Raw genomic sequence first — 16,059 nt, forward strand, 5'->3', positions numbered from 1 at the left:
TGTCCCGGGGCACCGGTGTGGGCGGCGCGGGGGAGAATGGTCCGGTGAGCCTCTACCGCGACGAGGCGATCGTCCTGCGCACCCACAAGCTGGGGGAGGCCGACCGCATCGTCACCCTCCTGACCCGGTCGCACGGGAAGGTCCGTGCCGTCGGCAAGGGGGTGCGCCGCACGTCGTCGAAGTTCGGGTCGCGGCTCGAGCCGTTCATGTACGTCGACCTGCAGCTGAGCACGGGGCGCAACCTCGACATCGTCACGCAGGCGGAGACGCTGGGCCCGTTCGGCCGCAAGATCTGCGAGGACTACACGCTCTACACCGCCGGCACGGTCATGCTGGAGACGGCGGACCGCCTGGTCGAGGCCGAGCGTGAGCCCTCCCTCCAGCAGTACTGGCTCCTGGTGGGCGCGGTGAAGGCGCTGGCGGGCCGTGACCACGCGCCGGGCCTGGTGCTCGACTCGTACCTGCTGCGGGCGCTCTCCGTCGCCGGGTGGGCGCCCAGCTTCACCGACTGCGCACGCTGCGGGGAGCCCGGGCCGCACGCCGCGTTCGCGGTGGCGTCGGGCGGGGCGGTCTGCCGGGCGTGCCGACCGCCCGGTGCGGCCGCACCGGCACCCGAGACGTTCGCGCTCCTGGCGGCGCTGCTCGGGGGAGACTGGGCCGTCGCCGACGCCAGCGCCGAGCGGCACCGCGGCGAGGGCAACGGTCTGGTCGCGGCGTTCTGCCAGTTCCACCTCGAGCGCCAGCTGCGCTCGCTGCCGATGGTCGAGAGGGTCTGAATGCCGGTCCCACCCCCGCCGCACCCCAGCGGCGAACGCGCTCCCGCGATCCCGAAGGAGTTCGTGCCCCGGCACGTGGCCGTCGTCATGGACGGCAACGGCCGGTGGGCGAACGCGCGGGGCCTGCCCCGGACGGCCGGTCATGCCGCGGGGGAGGCGTCCCTGCTCGACGTCGTCGCCGGTGCCATCGAGGTGGGCGTCGAGTACGTCTCGGCGTACGCGTTCTCCACCGAGAACTGGTCCCGGTCACCCGACGAGGTGCGCTTCCTCATGGGGTTCAACCGGGACGTGCTGCGCCGGCGCCGGGACCTCATGAACTCGTGGGGCGTGCGCGTGCGCTGGGCCGGTCGGCGGCCGAGGCTGTGGCGGTCGGTCATCGCGGAGCTCGAGACGGCGGAGGAGCTGACCAGGCAGAACTCCACTGTCACGCTGACGATGTGCGTGAACTACGGCGGGCGAGCAGAGATCGCCGACGCCGCGCAGGCGATCGCACGTGAGGTGGCCGCTGGTCGCGTGAAGCCGGAGAAGGTCAACGAGAAGCTCTTCGCGCGGTACCTCGACGAGCCGGACCTGCCGGACGTGGACCTGTTCCTGCGGTCGTCGGGGGAGCAGCGCACGTCGAACTTCATGATCTGGCAGGCCGCGTACGCCGAGCTGGTGTTCCTGGACGAGCCGTGGCCGGACGTCGACCGCAGGCACCTGTGGCGGGCGGTCGAGACGTACGCGCAACGGGACCGGCGCTACGGCGGGGCCGTGGACAAGCCGGGTCAGACCTCGGCCTGAACACCCGCCCGGCGCAGCAGCCGCCGACGCACGACCCAGCCGACCGCGACGAGCACGAGCAGCACCACCGCCGCGAGCACCCACGGCGACGTCGCGAACAAGGAGAGGGCGCCCCACACGGCGCCGAAGCCGATCGTCGCCCAGACGACCGCCCAGATCAGCGCGCCCGGGATCGACGCGATCGCGAAGCGCACGTACGGCATCTTCACGAGCCCGGCCGCGGCGAAGATCGCGGTCTGCAGCCCGACGGTCAGGTAGGCCAGCGTGACGGCGATCGGACCCCAGCGCCGGACCAGGTCGAGGCCACGCTGCGCACTCCGCCTGTCCGTCCACGTCTCGAGCCGCCGCACGGTGGCGTGCCACCACCCGGGAGCACCCTCCTGCTCGTGGACGGCCTGCGCCCCGCGGACCACGCCCCGGCCCGCCCAGTACGTGCCGTGCGACCGCGCCATCACGATCACGAACAGTCCGGCGACGGCGACGCCGAGCGGCACACTGCCGAGGTGATAGGCGTCGAGGGGGTCCACGCTGCGATCCTACGTCGTAGGTGAGGGTCGCCTAACTGTCGCACCGTCAGCATCGTCGACGTCGTCGACCAGCAGGACGTCGTCGACCATGTCGGGGTGCGGGTCCTGCGGGGGCGGGGGCCTGCGCAGGACCGGCTGCAGCGTCGCGGCGACCGCGTACACGCCGATCGCCAGCACGACGATCGTCGCCCCGGGCGGGATGTCCTGCCAGTACGTGAGCACGAGTCCCGCGACGCTGACGACGACGCCGATCACGCTGGCCAGGGTCATGGTGCGGTTGAACGACCGGGCGAACAGCTGCGCGATCGCCACCGGCACGATCATCAGGGCGCTGACCAGCAGGAGCCCGACGACGCGCATCGCGATGGTGACGGTGAGGGCGGCGATGGTCGCGACGAGCATCGACAGCAGCCGCACGGGCAGCCCGCTGGCGCGGGCGAACTCCTCGTCGTGACTGACGGCGAACAGGGCGGTGCGCAGACCGACGCCCACGCCGAGCACGAGGACGGCGAGGGCCGCGGTCCACCACAGGTCGGCGGTGGACACGGTCGAGATGGAGCCGAAGAGGTAGCTGATGAGGTTGGCGTTGGTGCCGCCCGCGAGCTTGATGAGCAGGACGCCGCCGGCGATGCCGCCGTAGAACATGAGCGCGAGGGCGAGGTCGCCGCTGGTCCGGCCGCGCTCGCGCACCAGCTCGATGACGATCGATCCGACGACGGCGGCGACGACCGCTCCGGGCAGCGCGAGCGTGTCCTGCGGCACGAGACCGGCCCAGCTGCCGACCAGCCAGCCGAGCGCCACACCGGTGAGCGCGACGTGCCCGATGCCGTCGCCGAGGAGGGCCATCCGGCGCTGGACGAGGAACGTGCCGACGACGGGTGCGGCGGCGCCGACGAGGACGGCCGCGAGGAGGGCGCGCTGCATGAGGGGCGAGCCGAGCAGCTCGAGGACCTGGTCCCACGCGGTCACGGGTTCACCTCCACCGACAGCGACGGACCGGTCCGTGGGGGCTCGGGGTCGGGGTGGGCGTGCGTGTGGTCGTGCCACTCGCCGGCGTGCTCGCCACGGGCGCGGGGTGGTGGCCCGTCGTGCGCGACGCGACCGTGCCGCAGGACGACCGCGCGGTCGATGAGGGACGAGAACGGGCCGAGCTCGTGCAGGATCACGACCACGGTGGTGCCCGCGTCGTGCAGGCGGCTGACGGTGTCGACGAACGTCGCCTGGGTCGGGATGTCGATGCCGGAGGTCGGCTCGTCGAGGACCAGCAGGTCGGGGTCGCGCACGAGGGCCCGGGCGATGAGGACGCGCTGCTGCTGACCGCCGGACAGCTCCTGCACGCGGTGGAACGCGCGGTCCGCGAGGCCGACGTCGGCGAGCGCGTCGAGGGCGCGGCGCTTGTGCCCGCGGTGCGGTCGCAGCGTGCGGCCGTGCAGCAGCCCGGACGTGACGACCTCGTAGGCGGTCGCCGGGACCCCCGCGGCGGCGGGCAGCCGCTGCGGCACGTACCCGATGCGGTCCCAGGGGGCCGACGGGCCGAGCGGGGCGCCGAACAGCCGGACGTCGCCCGCGGTGCGCGTCACCACGCCGAGCAGGGAGCGCACGAGGGTCGACTTGCCGGAGCCGTTGGCGCCGAGCAGAGCCAGCACCTCCCCGGCGGGCACGACGAGGTCGATGCCGTCGAGGATCGGCTGGCCGCCGAGCGTCACGCCGAGGCCGGTGGCCTCGATCACGGGTGTGCTCACGAGCAGGACAATGCCATGCGCAGAGCGTCGAGGTTGGCCTCGGCGATCGAGAAGTAGTCGGCGTCGGGGTCGGAGAGACCCTCGATCGGGTCGAGCACCGCCGTGTCGACGCCGAGGTCGTCGGCCAGCGTCTCCGCCACCTTCGGGCTGACGAGCGTCTCGAAGAAGATCGTCGTCACGCCCTCGTCGCGGACGATCGTCGAGACCTCGGCCAGCCGCGCGGGTGACGGCTCGGCCTCCGGGTCGATGCCGGAGATACCGACCTGGTGCAGGTCGTAGCGGTCGGCGAGGTAGCCGAACGCCTCGTGGGACGTGACGAACGTGCGGGAGTCGCACTGCGCGAGCCCCGTCTCGTAGGCCGCGTCGAGCTCCTGGAACCGCTGCGTGAGCGCCGCGGCGTTGGCGGCGAACGTGTCGGCCCCGTCCGGGTCGAGCTCGCTGAGGGCGGCCGCGACGTCGTCGACGACGGACGGCATCCGGCTCGGGTCCAGCCAGAAGTGCGGGTCGGTGTCCCCGTGCTCGTGCTCGTCGTGCTCCTCCGGGGACTCCTCCTCGTGCCCCTCCGGGCGCAGGGTCGCCTCGGTGGCGGCGTCCACGACGTGCTCCGGCGAGGTCTGGGTGACGGCGTCGTCGACCGCAGCCTGGAAGCCGGACAGGTACACCACGAGGTCGGCTCCGTCGATGCGGGAGACCTGCGCGGGAGAGAGCTCGACGTCGTGCGGCTCGGCTCCGGGGGGAGTGAGCGAGTCGACGTCCACCCGGTCCCCGCCGACCTGCTCGGCGACGAACTGGAGCGGGTAGAACGACGCCAGGACGTCCACGGTCCCGTCCTCGGCGCCGGAGGAGGTCGCGCACCCGGTCAGCACCAGGGGGAGGGCGATGAGCAGGGCGAGACGACGCGGGATGGACATGACGATCATTCTCAGTTAGGCGAGAACGGTTGTCAAAACGCGTCGGGCCGACGACCGGTAGCCTGGCTGCTCAACCTCTGTCTCCACCGTGGCGCTCCCCGCTGCGGTCCACCCGTCCGCTGCACCCAGCCGCGGACACACCACCCTGGAGTGATCGATCGTGGCTGCACCCTCCCGCCTGGACTCCGTCGTCTCCCTCGCCAAGCGGCGCGGGTTCGTCTTCCCGAGCGGTGAGATCTACGGAGGTACCCGCTCCGCCTGGGACTACGGACCGCTGGGCGTCGAGCTCAAGGAGAACATCAAGCGCCAGTGGTGGCGCACGATGGTGACCAGCCGCGACGACATCGTCGGCCTCGACTCCTCGGTGATCCTGCCGCGGCAGGTCTGGGTCGCCTCCGGCCACGTCGGCGTCTTCACCGACCCGCTGACCGAGTGCCTCTCCTGCCACAAGCGGTTCCGCGAGGACCACATGCTGGAGGAGTTCGAGGAGAAGAAGGGCCGCGCCCCCGAGAACGGCCTCGCCGACATCGCCTGCCCCAACTGCGGCACCCGCGGCCAGTGGACCGAGCCCCGCGACTTCAACATGATGCTCAAGACCTACCTCGGCCCCGTCGAGGACGAGTCCGGCCTGCACTACCTGCGGCCCGAGACCGCGCAGGGCATCTTCGTGAACTTCGCCAACGTGAGCACCACGTCCCGCAAGAAGCCGCCGTTCGGCATCGGCCAGATCGGCAAGTCGTTCCGCAACGAGATCACGCCCGGCAACTTCATCTTCCGCACGCGCGAGTTCGAGCAGATGGAGATGGAGTTCTTCGTCGAGCCCGGCACCGACGAGACGTGGCACCAGTACTGGATCGACCAGCGCACCGACTGGTACGTCGACCTCGGCATCGCGCGCGACAACCTGCGGCACTACGAGCACCCGGCCGAGAAGCTCTCGCACTACTCGAAGCGCACCGTCGACATCGAGTACCGGTTCGGGTTCCAGGGCAGCGAGTGGGGCGAGCTCGAGGGCATCGCCAACCGGACGGACTTCGACCTCAAGACCCACACGGAGCACTCCGGCCAGGACCTGTCGTACTTCGACCAGGCGAAGAACGAGCGCTACGTGCCGTACGTCATCGAGCCCGCGGCCGGTCTGACCCGATCCCTGATGGCGTTCCTCGTCGAGTCCTACACCGAGGACGAGGCGCCCAACACCAAGGGCGGCGTCGACGTCCGCACCGTGCTCAAGCTCGACCCGCGCCTGGCCCCGGTCAAGGCCGCGGTGCTCCCGCTGTCCCGCAACGAGTCGCTGTCGCCCAAGGCTCGCGACCTCGCCGCCGAGCTCCGCAAGAGCTGGAACGTCGAGTTCGACGACGCCGGCGCCATCGGCCGCCGGTACCGCCGCCAGGACGAGATCGGCACGCCGTTCTGCATCACCGTCGACTTCGACACGCTCGACGACCAGGCCGTCACCATCCGCCACCGCGACGACATGACGCAGGAGCGCGTCGCCCTGGACAAGGTCGTCGGCTACCTGGCGCAGCACCTCGTCGGCGCCTGACGCGATCGACGCCGCGGGCCCGGAGCGATGCTCCGGGCCTGCGGTACGTCTAGGGCTCGACGCGGGCGAGCACCTCGTCGGAGGTGAGATCGCAGGCGCCGAGCCTGCCGCAGCCCTCGCCCGCGACGACCGTGCCGTCCGCACCGACGTACGTCGCGAACGGGGGAGCGGAGCCCTGCAGCTCGATGAAGTTGGCGACCGTGGTGTTCTCGCGGAGCGCGAAGAGGAGTGCGTCGGAGCCGGGTGCCCGGAAGGTGGGGACCTCGAACGTGTCTGCCCACGACTCGATGACGTCGTCGCCATCGGCGTCGCCGGAGATCCCGTGCGGATACGACACGAACACCCGGGGGTTCTCGAGCCAGGACGGGACGGAGCCGACGAGAACCACGACGTTGTTCCGGAAGTCGTTGCCCAGGCTGGCGGGTGGCACCTTGAAGACCGCCCTCCGCGCCGCCGGGTACAGCGCACCGCGGTCGGCAGTCCCGTCGGTGCTCCATGTCACGGTGGCGGCCGCGCCGAGGGACCTGCCGTTCCCGCCGTCGTACCCGTCCCGGGCGGCGACGGTCACGCCCGCGCGGCCGTCAGGAAGGCCCTCGAGAGCGTCTACGCCGACCGGGTAGATCCGCCCGCCCGTGCGGGACCGGGTGTCGACCTCCACGGACAGGTTCAGGTCGAGCCAGGCGCCGTCCGGACCGGTCCGCGAGATCGGCAGGTTGGCCGCCCAGACGTTGTGCGCCACCTCGACCGACGGGTCGGTGCCGAGCGTGCGGGGGACCTGCGTCGCGACCGGCGCGGGACGGGGGAACGGGATCACGCCGAGGGCGGCACCGGCGACGAGCGCGAGCACGGCGACGGCCGACGCCGAGCCTGCGACGGCTCGTCGGCGTCGGCGTCGTCGACCTGCGACGACGGTCTTCCCCACGTCGAGCGACATCTCCGGCAGCACGAGGTCGGCCCGGGCGCGCAGGCTCCGGACGAGGTCCTCGTCGGACAGGGCGGCGTTCATCGGGCGCTCCGGTCGGTCGTGTCGTTCGAGGTCAGGGCGGTGCGCAGGGTCGCGAGGCTGCGGGACGCGGTGGACTTCACGGTGCCGATGCTTACACCGAGCTCGGCGGCGACCTCGGCCTCAGGCAGCCCGACGAAGTGCCGCAGCACGACGATCCGGCGCTGGCGGGGGGACAGCAGCGCGAGGGCGCGGACCAGCTGGTCGCGGTCGTCGGACGGCCCGAGGGTGCCCGCGGACGAACCCTCCGGCAGGTGCTCCGGTGCCGACAGCACCTCGCGGCGTCGTCGGCGCCACGTGTCGATCCGCAGGTTCACCAGGGTCCGCCGGGCGTAGGCCAGCGGGTCGTCGCGACGGGTGCGGGACCACGAGGCGTAGGTGCGGACCAGCGCGTGCTGGACGAGCTCCTCGGCGCGGTGCGCGTCGCCGACGAGCAGCCACGCGGTGCGCAGCAGGTCGGCGGAGTGCGCCTGCATGAACGCGGTGAACTCGGCGTCGGTGTCGGGTGGGCCGCCGGTGCTCAGGACGCGCACCGACTCGTCGCCGACGTCGTCGGCAGGGGCGGGGCGCTGCGGCGCGTGGGGCATCGGGGTCACACCGTAGAAGACGCAGCACCCGCCCGGAAGGTTGAGCGCGGCGGTGACGCTCCGCCGTGCCGGAGGAGCCGGAGAGCGGCTGGTTGCTCGGCTGAGGGACAATGGGTCCATGACCTTGACGACTCCTGCGGTTCCGGCGCGCCCCGGCGCCGTGCTGCCGCCGTTGCGCATCGGTCCGCTGACCATCGACACCCCCGTGGTCCTGGCCCCCATGGCCGGCGTCACGAACGCCGCCTTCCGCCGCCTGTGCCGCGAGTCCGGTGCCGGGCTGTACGTCGCCGAGATGGTCACCTCCCGCGCGCTGGTCGAGCGTGGCGAGGAGTCGATGCGGATCATCTCCCACGAGCCGGACGAGCGGCCGCGGTCCGTGCAGGTGTACGGCGTCGACCCCGCGACGGTCGGTGCCGCGGTCCGGCTGATCGCGAGCGAGGACCGCGCCGACCACGTCGACCTCAACTTCGGGTGCCCGGTGCCCAAGGTCACGCGCCGCGGCGGGGGAGCCGTGCTGCCGTGGAAGCGGGACCTGTTCCGGGCGATCATCACCGCCGCGGTCGACGCCGCGCGTCCCTACGGCGTCCCGGTCACCGTGAAGATGCGCAAGGGCATCGACGACGACCACCTGACCTACCTGGAGGCCGGGCTGGTCGCGCAGGAGGTCGGTGTCGCGGCCGTCGCGCTGCACGCCCGCACGGCGGCCGACTACTACTCCGGCACCGCCGACTGGGACGCGATCGCGCAGCTCAAGGCGACCGTCACCGACATCCCGGTGCTGGGCAACGGGGACATCTGGTCCGCCGAGGACGCCCTGGAGATGGTCGCGCAGACCGGCTGCGACGGGGTCGTCGTCGGTCGCGGCTGCCAGGGTCGGCCGTGGCTGTTCGCCGACCTCGCCGCCGCGTTCGCCGGCTCCGACGAGCGCATCAAGCCCGGTCTCGGCTACGTCGCGACGATCGTGCGCCGCCACGCCGAGCTGATGGTCGAGCACTTCGGCGACGAGGGCAAGGCGCTGCGCGAGATGCGCAAGCACATGGCCTGGTACTTCAAGGGGTACGTCGTCGGTGGGGAGACCCGGGCCGCGCTCGGGTTGGTGTCGACGATGGCGGAGCTCGACGAGCGCCTCGGTCGCCTCGACCTGGACCAGGGCTACCCGGGGGCCGGCGCGGAGGGTCAGCGTGGCCGTGCGGGATCGCCCAAGCGACCGCTGCTGCCGTACGGCTGGCTGGACTCCCGCGACCTGTCGGCAGAGTTCGCGAAGGCCCTCCACGAGGCCGAGCTGAGCGTCTCGGGCGGCTGACCCCCTGATCGACGAGTGCCGGGGGAGCGCGTCGGTGGACGGAGGTGCCGTGGCGTGAGCAAGCCATGGGTGTTGTTCGGCGGGTTCCGAACAGCACTGAGGGCTTGGTCGTCAGACGCGCTTCACGTCGAGCGTGGCGGCGGTGCGGTCCAGGGTCGCGACGGTGGCCGTCGGCGCGCCGAGCGCGGTGGTCGTGACCGCGAGCGCGCCGGCCGCTGACGCGCGGGCGAGAGCGTCCTCGACGGGCAGGCCGTCGAGCGTGCCGCTGAGCAGTCCCGCCAGGAACGCGTCGCCGGCGCCGTTGGCGTCGACGACCTCGTCCACGTGCGCGGCCGGCACCTCGATCCAGCCGTCGGCGTCGAGCGCGAGAGCGCCGTGTCCGCCGTCGGTGCACACGGCCAGCCGGCACCCACGGGCGACCGCGTCCGCCAGGTAGGCGCGACGGTCCGTCAGCCGCGCCGCGCTGACCAGCAGCACGTCGGCGGCCGCCACGAAGTCGCGGGGGTACTCACCGGTGCCGTCGTCGTCGTGCACGTCGCACCAGACCGGCACACCGGCCGCGCGAGCGGCGACGAGCAGCGGACGGCTGTGGTCGGCCAGGTCGAGGACGGCGGTGGCGACGCCGTCGAGGGTCGGAAGCGGAGCGGGTGGCGGCGACGGCAGCTCGAGGTAGAGCGAGACCCGCGAGCCGTCGTCGGCCATCAGGTTGACGTGCCGCTCGGTGGCCGGGACGTCCTGGACGACCAGTGTGATCCGGGGGTGCGCGAGCGCGGTGCGCACGAGCGAGCCCTCGCGGTCGTCGCCGAGGGCGGTGCGCAGGGTGACGTCGACGCCCAGTGCCGCGAGCGTGATCGCCTTGCCCGCCGACGTCCCGCCGAGGCCGTCGTGGTGACCGCTGGCGAACAGCGTCTGCGAGCGCGGGTCCGGCAGCGCCGGGAGCCGGATCAGGGTGTTCCAGGAGGCGGGACCGTTGACGAGGACGCGAGGCACGGTGCCCACCCTAGGGCGCTAGGGTGGCGTGACTCGCAAGTTGCTGCAACGTGTTGCAGCCCTCCCCGGATGGTGACGATGACGCGCCTGCTCGCCCGTGCGACCGCCCCGCTCGGCGCCCTCCTGCTGCTCGCGGCGTGCAGCGGGACACCGGACCCTCCGGAGCGTCGCGACGTCGGCGTCCAGCTCTTCCAGTGGACGTGGGAGGCGATCGCCACGGAGTGCACGGACACGCTCGGCCCCGCGGGGTACGCCCGGGTGGTCACCAGCCCGCCGCAGGAGCACATCGTCGGTGAGGAGTGGTGGACCGCCTACCAGCCGGTGAGCTACCGCGTGGAGTCCCGGCTGGGCACGCGCGAGCAGTTCGCGGCGATGGTCGAGACGTGCCACGACGCGGGCGTCGACGTGTGGGCGGACGCGGTCGTCAACCACATGACCGGACAGGACGACCCCGGCACCGGCTGGGCGGGCTCGTCGTACAGCCACTACGACTACCCCGGGATCTGGACCGACGCCGACTTCCACCACTGCGGCCTGACCGCGAACGACGACATCGCGAGCTACCAGGACGCCGCGCAGGTCCAGACGTGCGAGCTGGTGAACCTCGCCGACCTCGCCACGGAGACCGACCACGTGCGCTCGACGATCACCGCCTACCTGGAGGACCTGCTCTCCCTCGGTGTCGACGGCTTCCGCATCGACGCGGCCAAGCACATGGCCGCCGACGACATCGCCGCGATCATCGAGGACCTGCCGGACGGGACAGGCATCGCGCAGGAGGTCATCCGGGGCAGCGGCGAGCCGATCACCCCCGAGCAGTACCTCGGCAACGGCCAGGTCTACGAGTTCGCGTACGGCGAGGAGCTCCGGGGCGTGCTGGCGGGCTCACCGCGCCTGGCCCTGGACCTCGGCACGTCGTCGACCTGGGTGCCGTCCGAGCAGGCGGTGGTGTTCGTCGACAACCACGACACCGAGCGCAACGGCTCGACGCTCAACCACACCGACGGCGAGCAGTACGTGCTGGCGAACGTCCTCATGCTCGCGGGGACGTACGGCACGCCGGTGGTCTACAGCGGCTACGCGTTCTCCGACCGCGACGCAGGACCACCGCAGGACTCCGCGGGGCGGGTGCTCGACGCCACGTGCGAGCAGGACGGCGACTGGGTCTGCCAGCACCGCTGGCCCGAGATCGCCGGCATGGTCGGCTGGCGGAACGCCGTCGGCGACGCACCCCGCCTCGACGAGTGGTCGCAGGGTGACGCGGTGGCGTTCGGGCGGGGCGAGCGCGGGTTCGTGGTCGTGAACGCCGGTGACGACGAGCTGCGCGCCGACCTGGCGACGAGCCTGCCGGACGGCGACTACTGCGACGTGCTGGCGACGGGCGACTGCACCGCGTCGACCGTGCGGGACGGCACCCTCACCGTCGCGGTCCCGCCGCGGTCCGCCCAGGCGTGGGACGTCACGTCCCGACCGTGAACGCAGGACGGCCCCGCCGCGAGGGCGGGGCCGTCCGTGCAGGTCAGACCGTGTAGCGCGCCCACACCGTGACGTCCGAGGGCACGTGCACCGCACCGTCGTCGCCGACCGTCGGGTCGGTCGAGGCGAGCAGCAGCTCGGCCCCGGCGGGCAGCGCGATCGGCGTCGGGCCGAGGTTCGCGACGACCAGCACGTCGCGGTTCACGAACGCGATGACGTCGTCGCCGAGGCCGTGCAGCCACTCCATCCCGCCCGAGCCGAGAGCGGACTCGCGGCGCAGCTGCAGCGCCGAGCGGTAGGTCTCGTACGTCGACCCGGGGACGCCGCGCTGCGCGTCCAGGGCGTAGGAGGCCCACTCGGCGGGCTGGGGGAGCCAGGTCACCCCGGTCGGCGAGAAGCCGAAGCCCTCGGCGTCCGACGCCCACGGCAGCGGCACGCGGCAGCCGTCGCGACCGCGCTCGGCACCGCCGGTCCGGAAGAACGCCGGGTCCTGGCGCAGGTCGTCGTCGAGGGAGGTGTGGTCGGGCAGTCCGAGCTCCTCGCCCTGGTACAGGTACGCCGAGCCGGGCAGGCCGAGCATGAGCAGCGACGCGCAGCGAGCGCGGCGCAGGCCGAGGGCCTCGTCGGGCTGCTCGTCGCCGTGCCCGATGCCGTTCGGGCGCGAGCCCGGCTCCGCCAGGCCGAGGCGCGACGCGTGCCGCACGACGTCGTGGTTCGAGAGCACCCACGTGGTCGGGGCGCCGACGGCGTCGGACGCGCGGTACGAGGCCTCGACGACGGTGCGCAGCGCGGGGGCGTCCCAGTGCGTCGCCAGGAACGCGAAGTTGAAGGCCTGCTGCATCTCGTCCGGTCGGACGTAGCGGCTCAGCCGGGACAGCGGCTCCACCCACGCCTCGGCGACGAGCGCGCGGTCGCCGGGGTACTCCGCGAGGACCCTGTGCCACGCGCGGTAGATGTCGTGCACGCCGTCCTGGTCGAACATCGGGCCCTGGTTGCCGGCCCCGGAGACCGAGTCAACGGCCTCGACGTCGCCTGCGTCTTCGTTCCCCTCGATCATGGACACGTGGCCGTCCCAGTCGGGCAGCCCGGGCGCCTTCACCATGCCGTGCGCGACGTCGATCCGGAAGCCGTCGACCCCACGGTCGAGCCAGAACCGCAGCACGTCCTCGAACTCGGACCGGACCTCGGGGTGCTCCCAGTCGAGGTCGGGCTGGCGCGAGTCGAACAGGTGCAGGTACCACTCGCCGGGTGTGCCGTCGGGGTCGGTCGTCCGCGTCCAGGCCGGGCCGCCGAAGATCGACTGCCAGTTGTTGGGCGGCTCGGTCCCGTCCACGCCGCGGCCCTCACGGAACAGGTAGCGGGCACGCTCCGGGGAGCCCGGGCCCGCCGCCAGGGCAGCCTGGAACCAGACGTGCTCGTCCGAGGTGTGGTTGGGCACGAGGTCGACGATGACGCGCAGGCCGAGGCGGTGGGCGCGCTCGAGCATCTCGTCGAAGTCCGCGAGCGTGCCGAACAGCGGGTCGACGTCGCGGTAGTCGGCGACGTCGTACCCGGCGTCGGCCTGCGGGGAGCGGTAGAACGGCGAGAGCCACACGGCGTCGACGCCGAGCTCGGCCAGGTGGTCCAGCCGCGAGGTCACGCCGGGCAGGTCGCCGATGCCGTCGCCGGACGCGTCGGCGAACGAGCGCGGGTAGACCTGGTAGATCACGGCGTCCCGCCACCACTCGCCCTCGGGCGCTCCGGCGGTGTGCACCAGGGTGCGCAGGGGTCGGGTGTCGATCGTCGTCATGCGGGCATGCCTCACTTCGGGGGTGTCAGAAGGGGGAGGCGCCGTTGCCGAACAGCTGTCCAGGAGGACTCGCGGTCGATCAGAGTACGGCGGAAGCCTCTGTGGTCACAGCGACCGAGGTCAGAGCTGGTGCGGCGCCCGTGGAGCCTCGGACGATGAGCTCGGGGTGGAACTTCAGCTCGGTCCGGGACGCCGGGGTGCCGTTGATCTCGCCGACGAGGGCGGAGACGGCGGCGTGCCCCATCGAGAGCACCGGCTGGCGCACGGTGGTCAGGGGCGGGTCGGTGAACGCGATCAGCGGCGAGTCGTCGAAGCCGACCACGGACAGGTCGAGCGGCACGGACAGCCCGCGCGAGCGGGCCGCACGGATGGCCCCGAGGGCCATGAGGTCCGAGCCGCAGATGATCGCGGTGTGCCCGGAGTCGATGAGCTCGAGGGCTGCGGCCTGGCCGCCCTCGACCGTGAACAGCGTCGTCACGACGTGCGGGTCGGCGTCGGTCACGCCGAGGTGGCGCTCGAGGTTCAGCGCGAACTCCACCCGCTTGCGAGCCGCGGGCACGAAGCGCTCGGGGCCGATCGCCAGGCCGATCGAGCGATGGCCGAGCGAGACGAGGTGCCGGAACGCGAGGTCCAGCGCGGCGGAGTCGTCGGTCGACACCGACGGTGCGTCGACCCCCTCGGCGAAGCCGTTGACCAGCACGATCGGCATGCCGCGGCTGCGCAGGCGGTGGTACCGCTCCTTGCTGGCGGTCGTGTCGGCGTGCAGGCCGGACACGAAGACGATCCCGTCGACGGCGTGCTCGAGCAGCATCTCGACGTACTGGTCCTCGGTGGTCCCACCGGGGGACTGCGTGCAGAGCAGGGGCGTGTACCCGCGCTCGGTGAGCATCGTCTCGATGACCTGCGCGAACGCGGGGAAGACCGGGTTCGACAGCTCGGGAACGACGAGGCCGACGAGGCCGGCGGACCGGGTGCGCAGCTTCTCGGGGCGCTCGTAGCCGAGCACGTCGAGAGCCGCCAGCACGGCTTGCCGCGCCTGGGCCGACACGCCGTGCTTGCCGTTGAGGACCCGAGACACCGTTGCCGTGCTGACGCCGGCCTGCTCGGCCAGATCCGTCAGTCGGGTGCGCACAGGCGGCAGCGTAGGGGACACCGGACCTCCTCGTCCGTAATCGTTCATGAAGGTCACCGGGACGCCTGGAGCACGCCTCTGAAACCGTTGCCTGAAAGTTACCGTAACGACTTGCAAGCGCTGTGGCAACGAGGCTAACTTCTGGTCCATCAGGCCAGCGTCGGTGGGGTTCCGCCGCGCGGCACACACCCCACTTTGGAGATGACGATGCGACGGAGCATCCCTGTCGTCGCGGCGACGCTCGGCCTCGCGCTGGCGCTCACCGCGTGCTCGGACTCAGGCGACACCGGCGACGACTCGTCGGCCGCACCGAGCGAGAGCGCCGCCACCGGCACCCTGACCATGTGGGTCGACGAGACCCGCATCGACGTCATGAAGCCTGTCGTCGAGGAGTTCCAGGCCGAGACCGGCGTCACGGTCGACCTCGTGCAGAAGCTCTCGGGCGACATCCGCACCGACTTCGTGGCCCAGGTGCCGACGGGCGAGGGCCCGGACGTCATCATCGGCGCCCACGACTGGACCGGCGAGTTCGTCAACAACGGCGTCATCGCCCCGGTCGAGCTCGGCGACAAGGCCGACGGCTTCTCGCCCGCCGCCCTGTCCGCGTTCGCGTACGACGGCGCGCAGTACGGCACGCCCTACGCGATCGAGAACATCGCGCTGGTCCGCAACAACGCGATCCTCGCCGACACGCCCGCCACGACGTTCGACGAGCTCGTCGCACAGGCCAAGGGTGCCGGCACGCCGTTCTCGGTGATCATCCAGCAGGGTGCCGAGGGCGACGCGTACCACCTGTACCCGCTGCAGACCTCGTTCGGCGCCCCGGTGTTCGAGTCGAACCCGGACGGCTCCTACAACACGACGCTCGGCCTCGGCGGCCCCAACGGTGACGCCTTCGCGGCCTACCTGCAGAAGCTCGGCCAGGAGAAGGTCCTCGACCAGGCGGTCGACGGCGAGAAGGCCAAGCAGGCGTTCCTCGACGGCCAGGCGCCGTACATCATCACGGGCCCGTGGAACACGACGGCCTTCACCGAGGCCGGCCTCGACATCACCGTCCTGCCCGTGCCGTCGGCCGGCGGCCAGCCCGCTCAGCCGTTCGTCGGTGTGCAGGGGGCCTTCATCTCCTCGAAGTCGGAGAACGCCGTCCTCGCCAACGAGTTCGTCGTCAACTACCTGACCACCGAGAAGGTCCAGTCGCAGCTCTACGACCTGGGTGGCCGCCTGCCGGCCCTGACGGCCTCGGCCGACAAGGTCGACGACCCGATCCTCAAGGGCTTCAACGAGGCCGGTGCCACCGGTGCGCCGATGCCGTCGATCCCCGAGATGGGCTCGGTCTGGGGCTTCTGGGGCACCACCGAGGTGCAGATCATCAGTGGCCAGGCGGCTGACCCCGCGGCGGCGTGGAACACCATGACCGCCAACATCCAGGGTGCGATCGACGCCGGCTGACGCCTCGCTCGACCGGCTCGCCGAGGTCCTGACCAGGGCCTCGGC

The 16,059-nt window shown here is 72.1% G+C and carries 15 protein-coding genes; 6 read left to right on the forward strand and 9 right to left on the reverse strand.

Features of this window, described 5'->3' with window-relative positions; all coding sequences use genetic code 11:
- Positions 1 to 44 precede the first annotated feature (44 nt).
- Both recO and CTE05_RS15775 read left to right on the forward strand, forming a co-directional pair.
- Positions 45 to 776, forward strand: coding sequence for a DNA repair protein RecO (gene recO, locus CTE05_RS15770; protein WP_146847262.1), 732 nt, complete (start codon positions 45 to 47; stop codon positions 774 to 776).
- Positions 777 to 1,559, forward strand: a complete 783-nt coding sequence (locus CTE05_RS15775; RefSeq protein ID WP_146847263.1) for an isoprenyl transferase — start codon at positions 777 to 779, stop codon at positions 1,557 to 1,559.
- Here the strand turns inward: CTE05_RS15775 and CTE05_RS15780 are convergent.
- Genes CTE05_RS15780 through CTE05_RS15795 form a run of 4 tightly spaced genes read right to left on the reverse strand, consistent with a single transcriptional unit; the run spans position 1,544 to position 4,748 of the window.
- The gene (locus tag CTE05_RS15780) at positions 1,544 to 2,086 is read right to left on the reverse strand and encodes a DedA family protein (RefSeq protein WP_246123688.1); all 543 of its coding nucleotides are present in this window, start codon (positions 2,084 to 2,086) and stop codon (positions 1,544 to 1,546) included. The two genes, CTE05_RS15775 and CTE05_RS15780, sit on opposite strands and share 16 nt — an antisense overlap.
- A 9-nt stretch (positions 2,087 to 2,095) precedes the next feature.
- A complete protein-coding gene (locus CTE05_RS15785; protein WP_246123693.1) occupies positions 2,096 to 3,055 on the reverse strand; it encodes a metal ABC transporter permease in 960 nt (319 codons plus the stop codon).
- Positions 3,052 to 3,828, reverse strand: coding sequence for a metal ABC transporter ATP-binding protein (locus CTE05_RS15790; protein WP_246123694.1), 777 nt, complete (start codon positions 3,826 to 3,828; stop codon positions 3,052 to 3,054). The genes CTE05_RS15785 and CTE05_RS15790 overlap by 4 nt, the downstream gene beginning before the upstream one ends.
- Positions 3,825 to 4,748: a metal ABC transporter substrate-binding protein gene (locus CTE05_RS15795; protein WP_146847264.1), complete on the reverse strand. Its 924-nt coding sequence runs from the start codon at positions 4,746 to 4,748 to the stop codon at positions 3,825 to 3,827. Before CTE05_RS15795 ends, CTE05_RS15790 begins: the two co-directional genes overlap by 4 nt.
- Before the next feature lie 151 nt (positions 4,749 to 4,899).
- Here CTE05_RS15795 and CTE05_RS15800 point away from each other — a divergent pair, with 151 nt between their 5' ends.
- A complete protein-coding gene (locus CTE05_RS15800; protein WP_146847265.1) occupies positions 4,900 to 6,285 on the forward strand; it encodes a glycine--tRNA ligase in 1,386 nt (461 codons plus the stop codon).
- A 49-nt stretch (positions 6,286 to 6,334) separates the two neighbouring features.
- Here the strand turns inward: CTE05_RS15800 and CTE05_RS15805 are convergent, their stop codons facing one another.
- Positions 6,335 to 7,291 carry a hypothetical protein gene (locus tag CTE05_RS15805; RefSeq protein ID WP_146847266.1) on the reverse strand — a complete coding sequence of 319 codons (957 nt, stop codon included), beginning with the start codon at positions 7,289 to 7,291 and terminating at the stop codon, positions 6,335 to 6,337.
- Positions 7,288 to 7,875 (reverse strand): SigE family RNA polymerase sigma factor, encoded by a 588-nt coding sequence (locus CTE05_RS15810; RefSeq protein WP_146847267.1) that lies wholly within the window; start codon positions 7,873 to 7,875, stop codon positions 7,288 to 7,290. The genes CTE05_RS15805 and CTE05_RS15810 overlap by 4 nt, the downstream gene beginning before the upstream one ends.
- A gap of 118 nt (positions 7,876 to 7,993) precedes the next feature.
- Between CTE05_RS15810 and dusB the strand changes: the two genes are divergently transcribed.
- Complete coding sequence (dusB, locus tag CTE05_RS15815; RefSeq protein WP_146847268.1) at positions 7,994 to 9,178, forward strand: tRNA dihydrouridine synthase DusB; 1,185 nt, start codon at positions 7,994 to 7,996, stop codon at positions 9,176 to 9,178.
- A gap of 111 nt (positions 9,179 to 9,289) precedes the next feature.
- Here the strand turns inward: dusB and CTE05_RS15820 are convergent, their stop codons facing one another.
- Complete coding sequence (locus CTE05_RS15820) at positions 9,290 to 10,168, reverse strand: carbohydrate kinase family protein (protein ID WP_146847269.1); 879 nt, start codon at positions 10,166 to 10,168, stop codon at positions 9,290 to 9,292.
- Between the two features lie 78 nt (positions 10,169 to 10,246).
- On the opposite strand from CTE05_RS15820, the gene CTE05_RS15825 reads away from it, so the two are divergent.
- Positions 10,247 to 11,644, forward strand: a complete 1,398-nt coding sequence (locus CTE05_RS15825) for an alpha-amylase (RefSeq protein ID WP_146847270.1) — start codon at positions 10,247 to 10,249, stop codon at positions 11,642 to 11,644.
- A gap of 43 nt (positions 11,645 to 11,687) precedes the next feature.
- Here CTE05_RS15825 and CTE05_RS15830 read toward each other — a convergent pair whose 3' ends face one another.
- Positions 11,688 to 13,433: a glycoside hydrolase family 13 protein gene (locus tag CTE05_RS15830; protein WP_146847271.1), complete on the reverse strand. Its 1,746-nt coding sequence runs from the start codon at positions 13,431 to 13,433 to the stop codon at positions 11,688 to 11,690.
- Between the two features lie 79 nt (positions 13,434 to 13,512).
- Positions 13,513 to 14,586: a LacI family DNA-binding transcriptional regulator gene (locus tag CTE05_RS15835; RefSeq protein ID WP_146847272.1), complete on the reverse strand. Its 1,074-nt coding sequence runs from the start codon at positions 14,584 to 14,586 to the stop codon at positions 13,513 to 13,515.
- 186 nt (positions 14,587 to 14,772) lie between these two features.
- Between CTE05_RS15835 and CTE05_RS15840 the strand changes: the two genes are divergently transcribed.
- Complete coding sequence (locus CTE05_RS15840; protein ID WP_146847279.1) at positions 14,773 to 16,014, forward strand: sugar ABC transporter substrate-binding protein; 1,242 nt, start codon at positions 14,773 to 14,775, stop codon at positions 16,012 to 16,014.
- Positions 16,015 to 16,059 lie beyond the last annotated feature (45 nt).

This window comes from Cellulomonas terrae, assembly GCF_007990265.1.
Lineage (GTDB): Bacteria > Actinomycetota > Actinomycetes > Actinomycetales > Cellulomonadaceae > Cellulomonas > Cellulomonas terrae.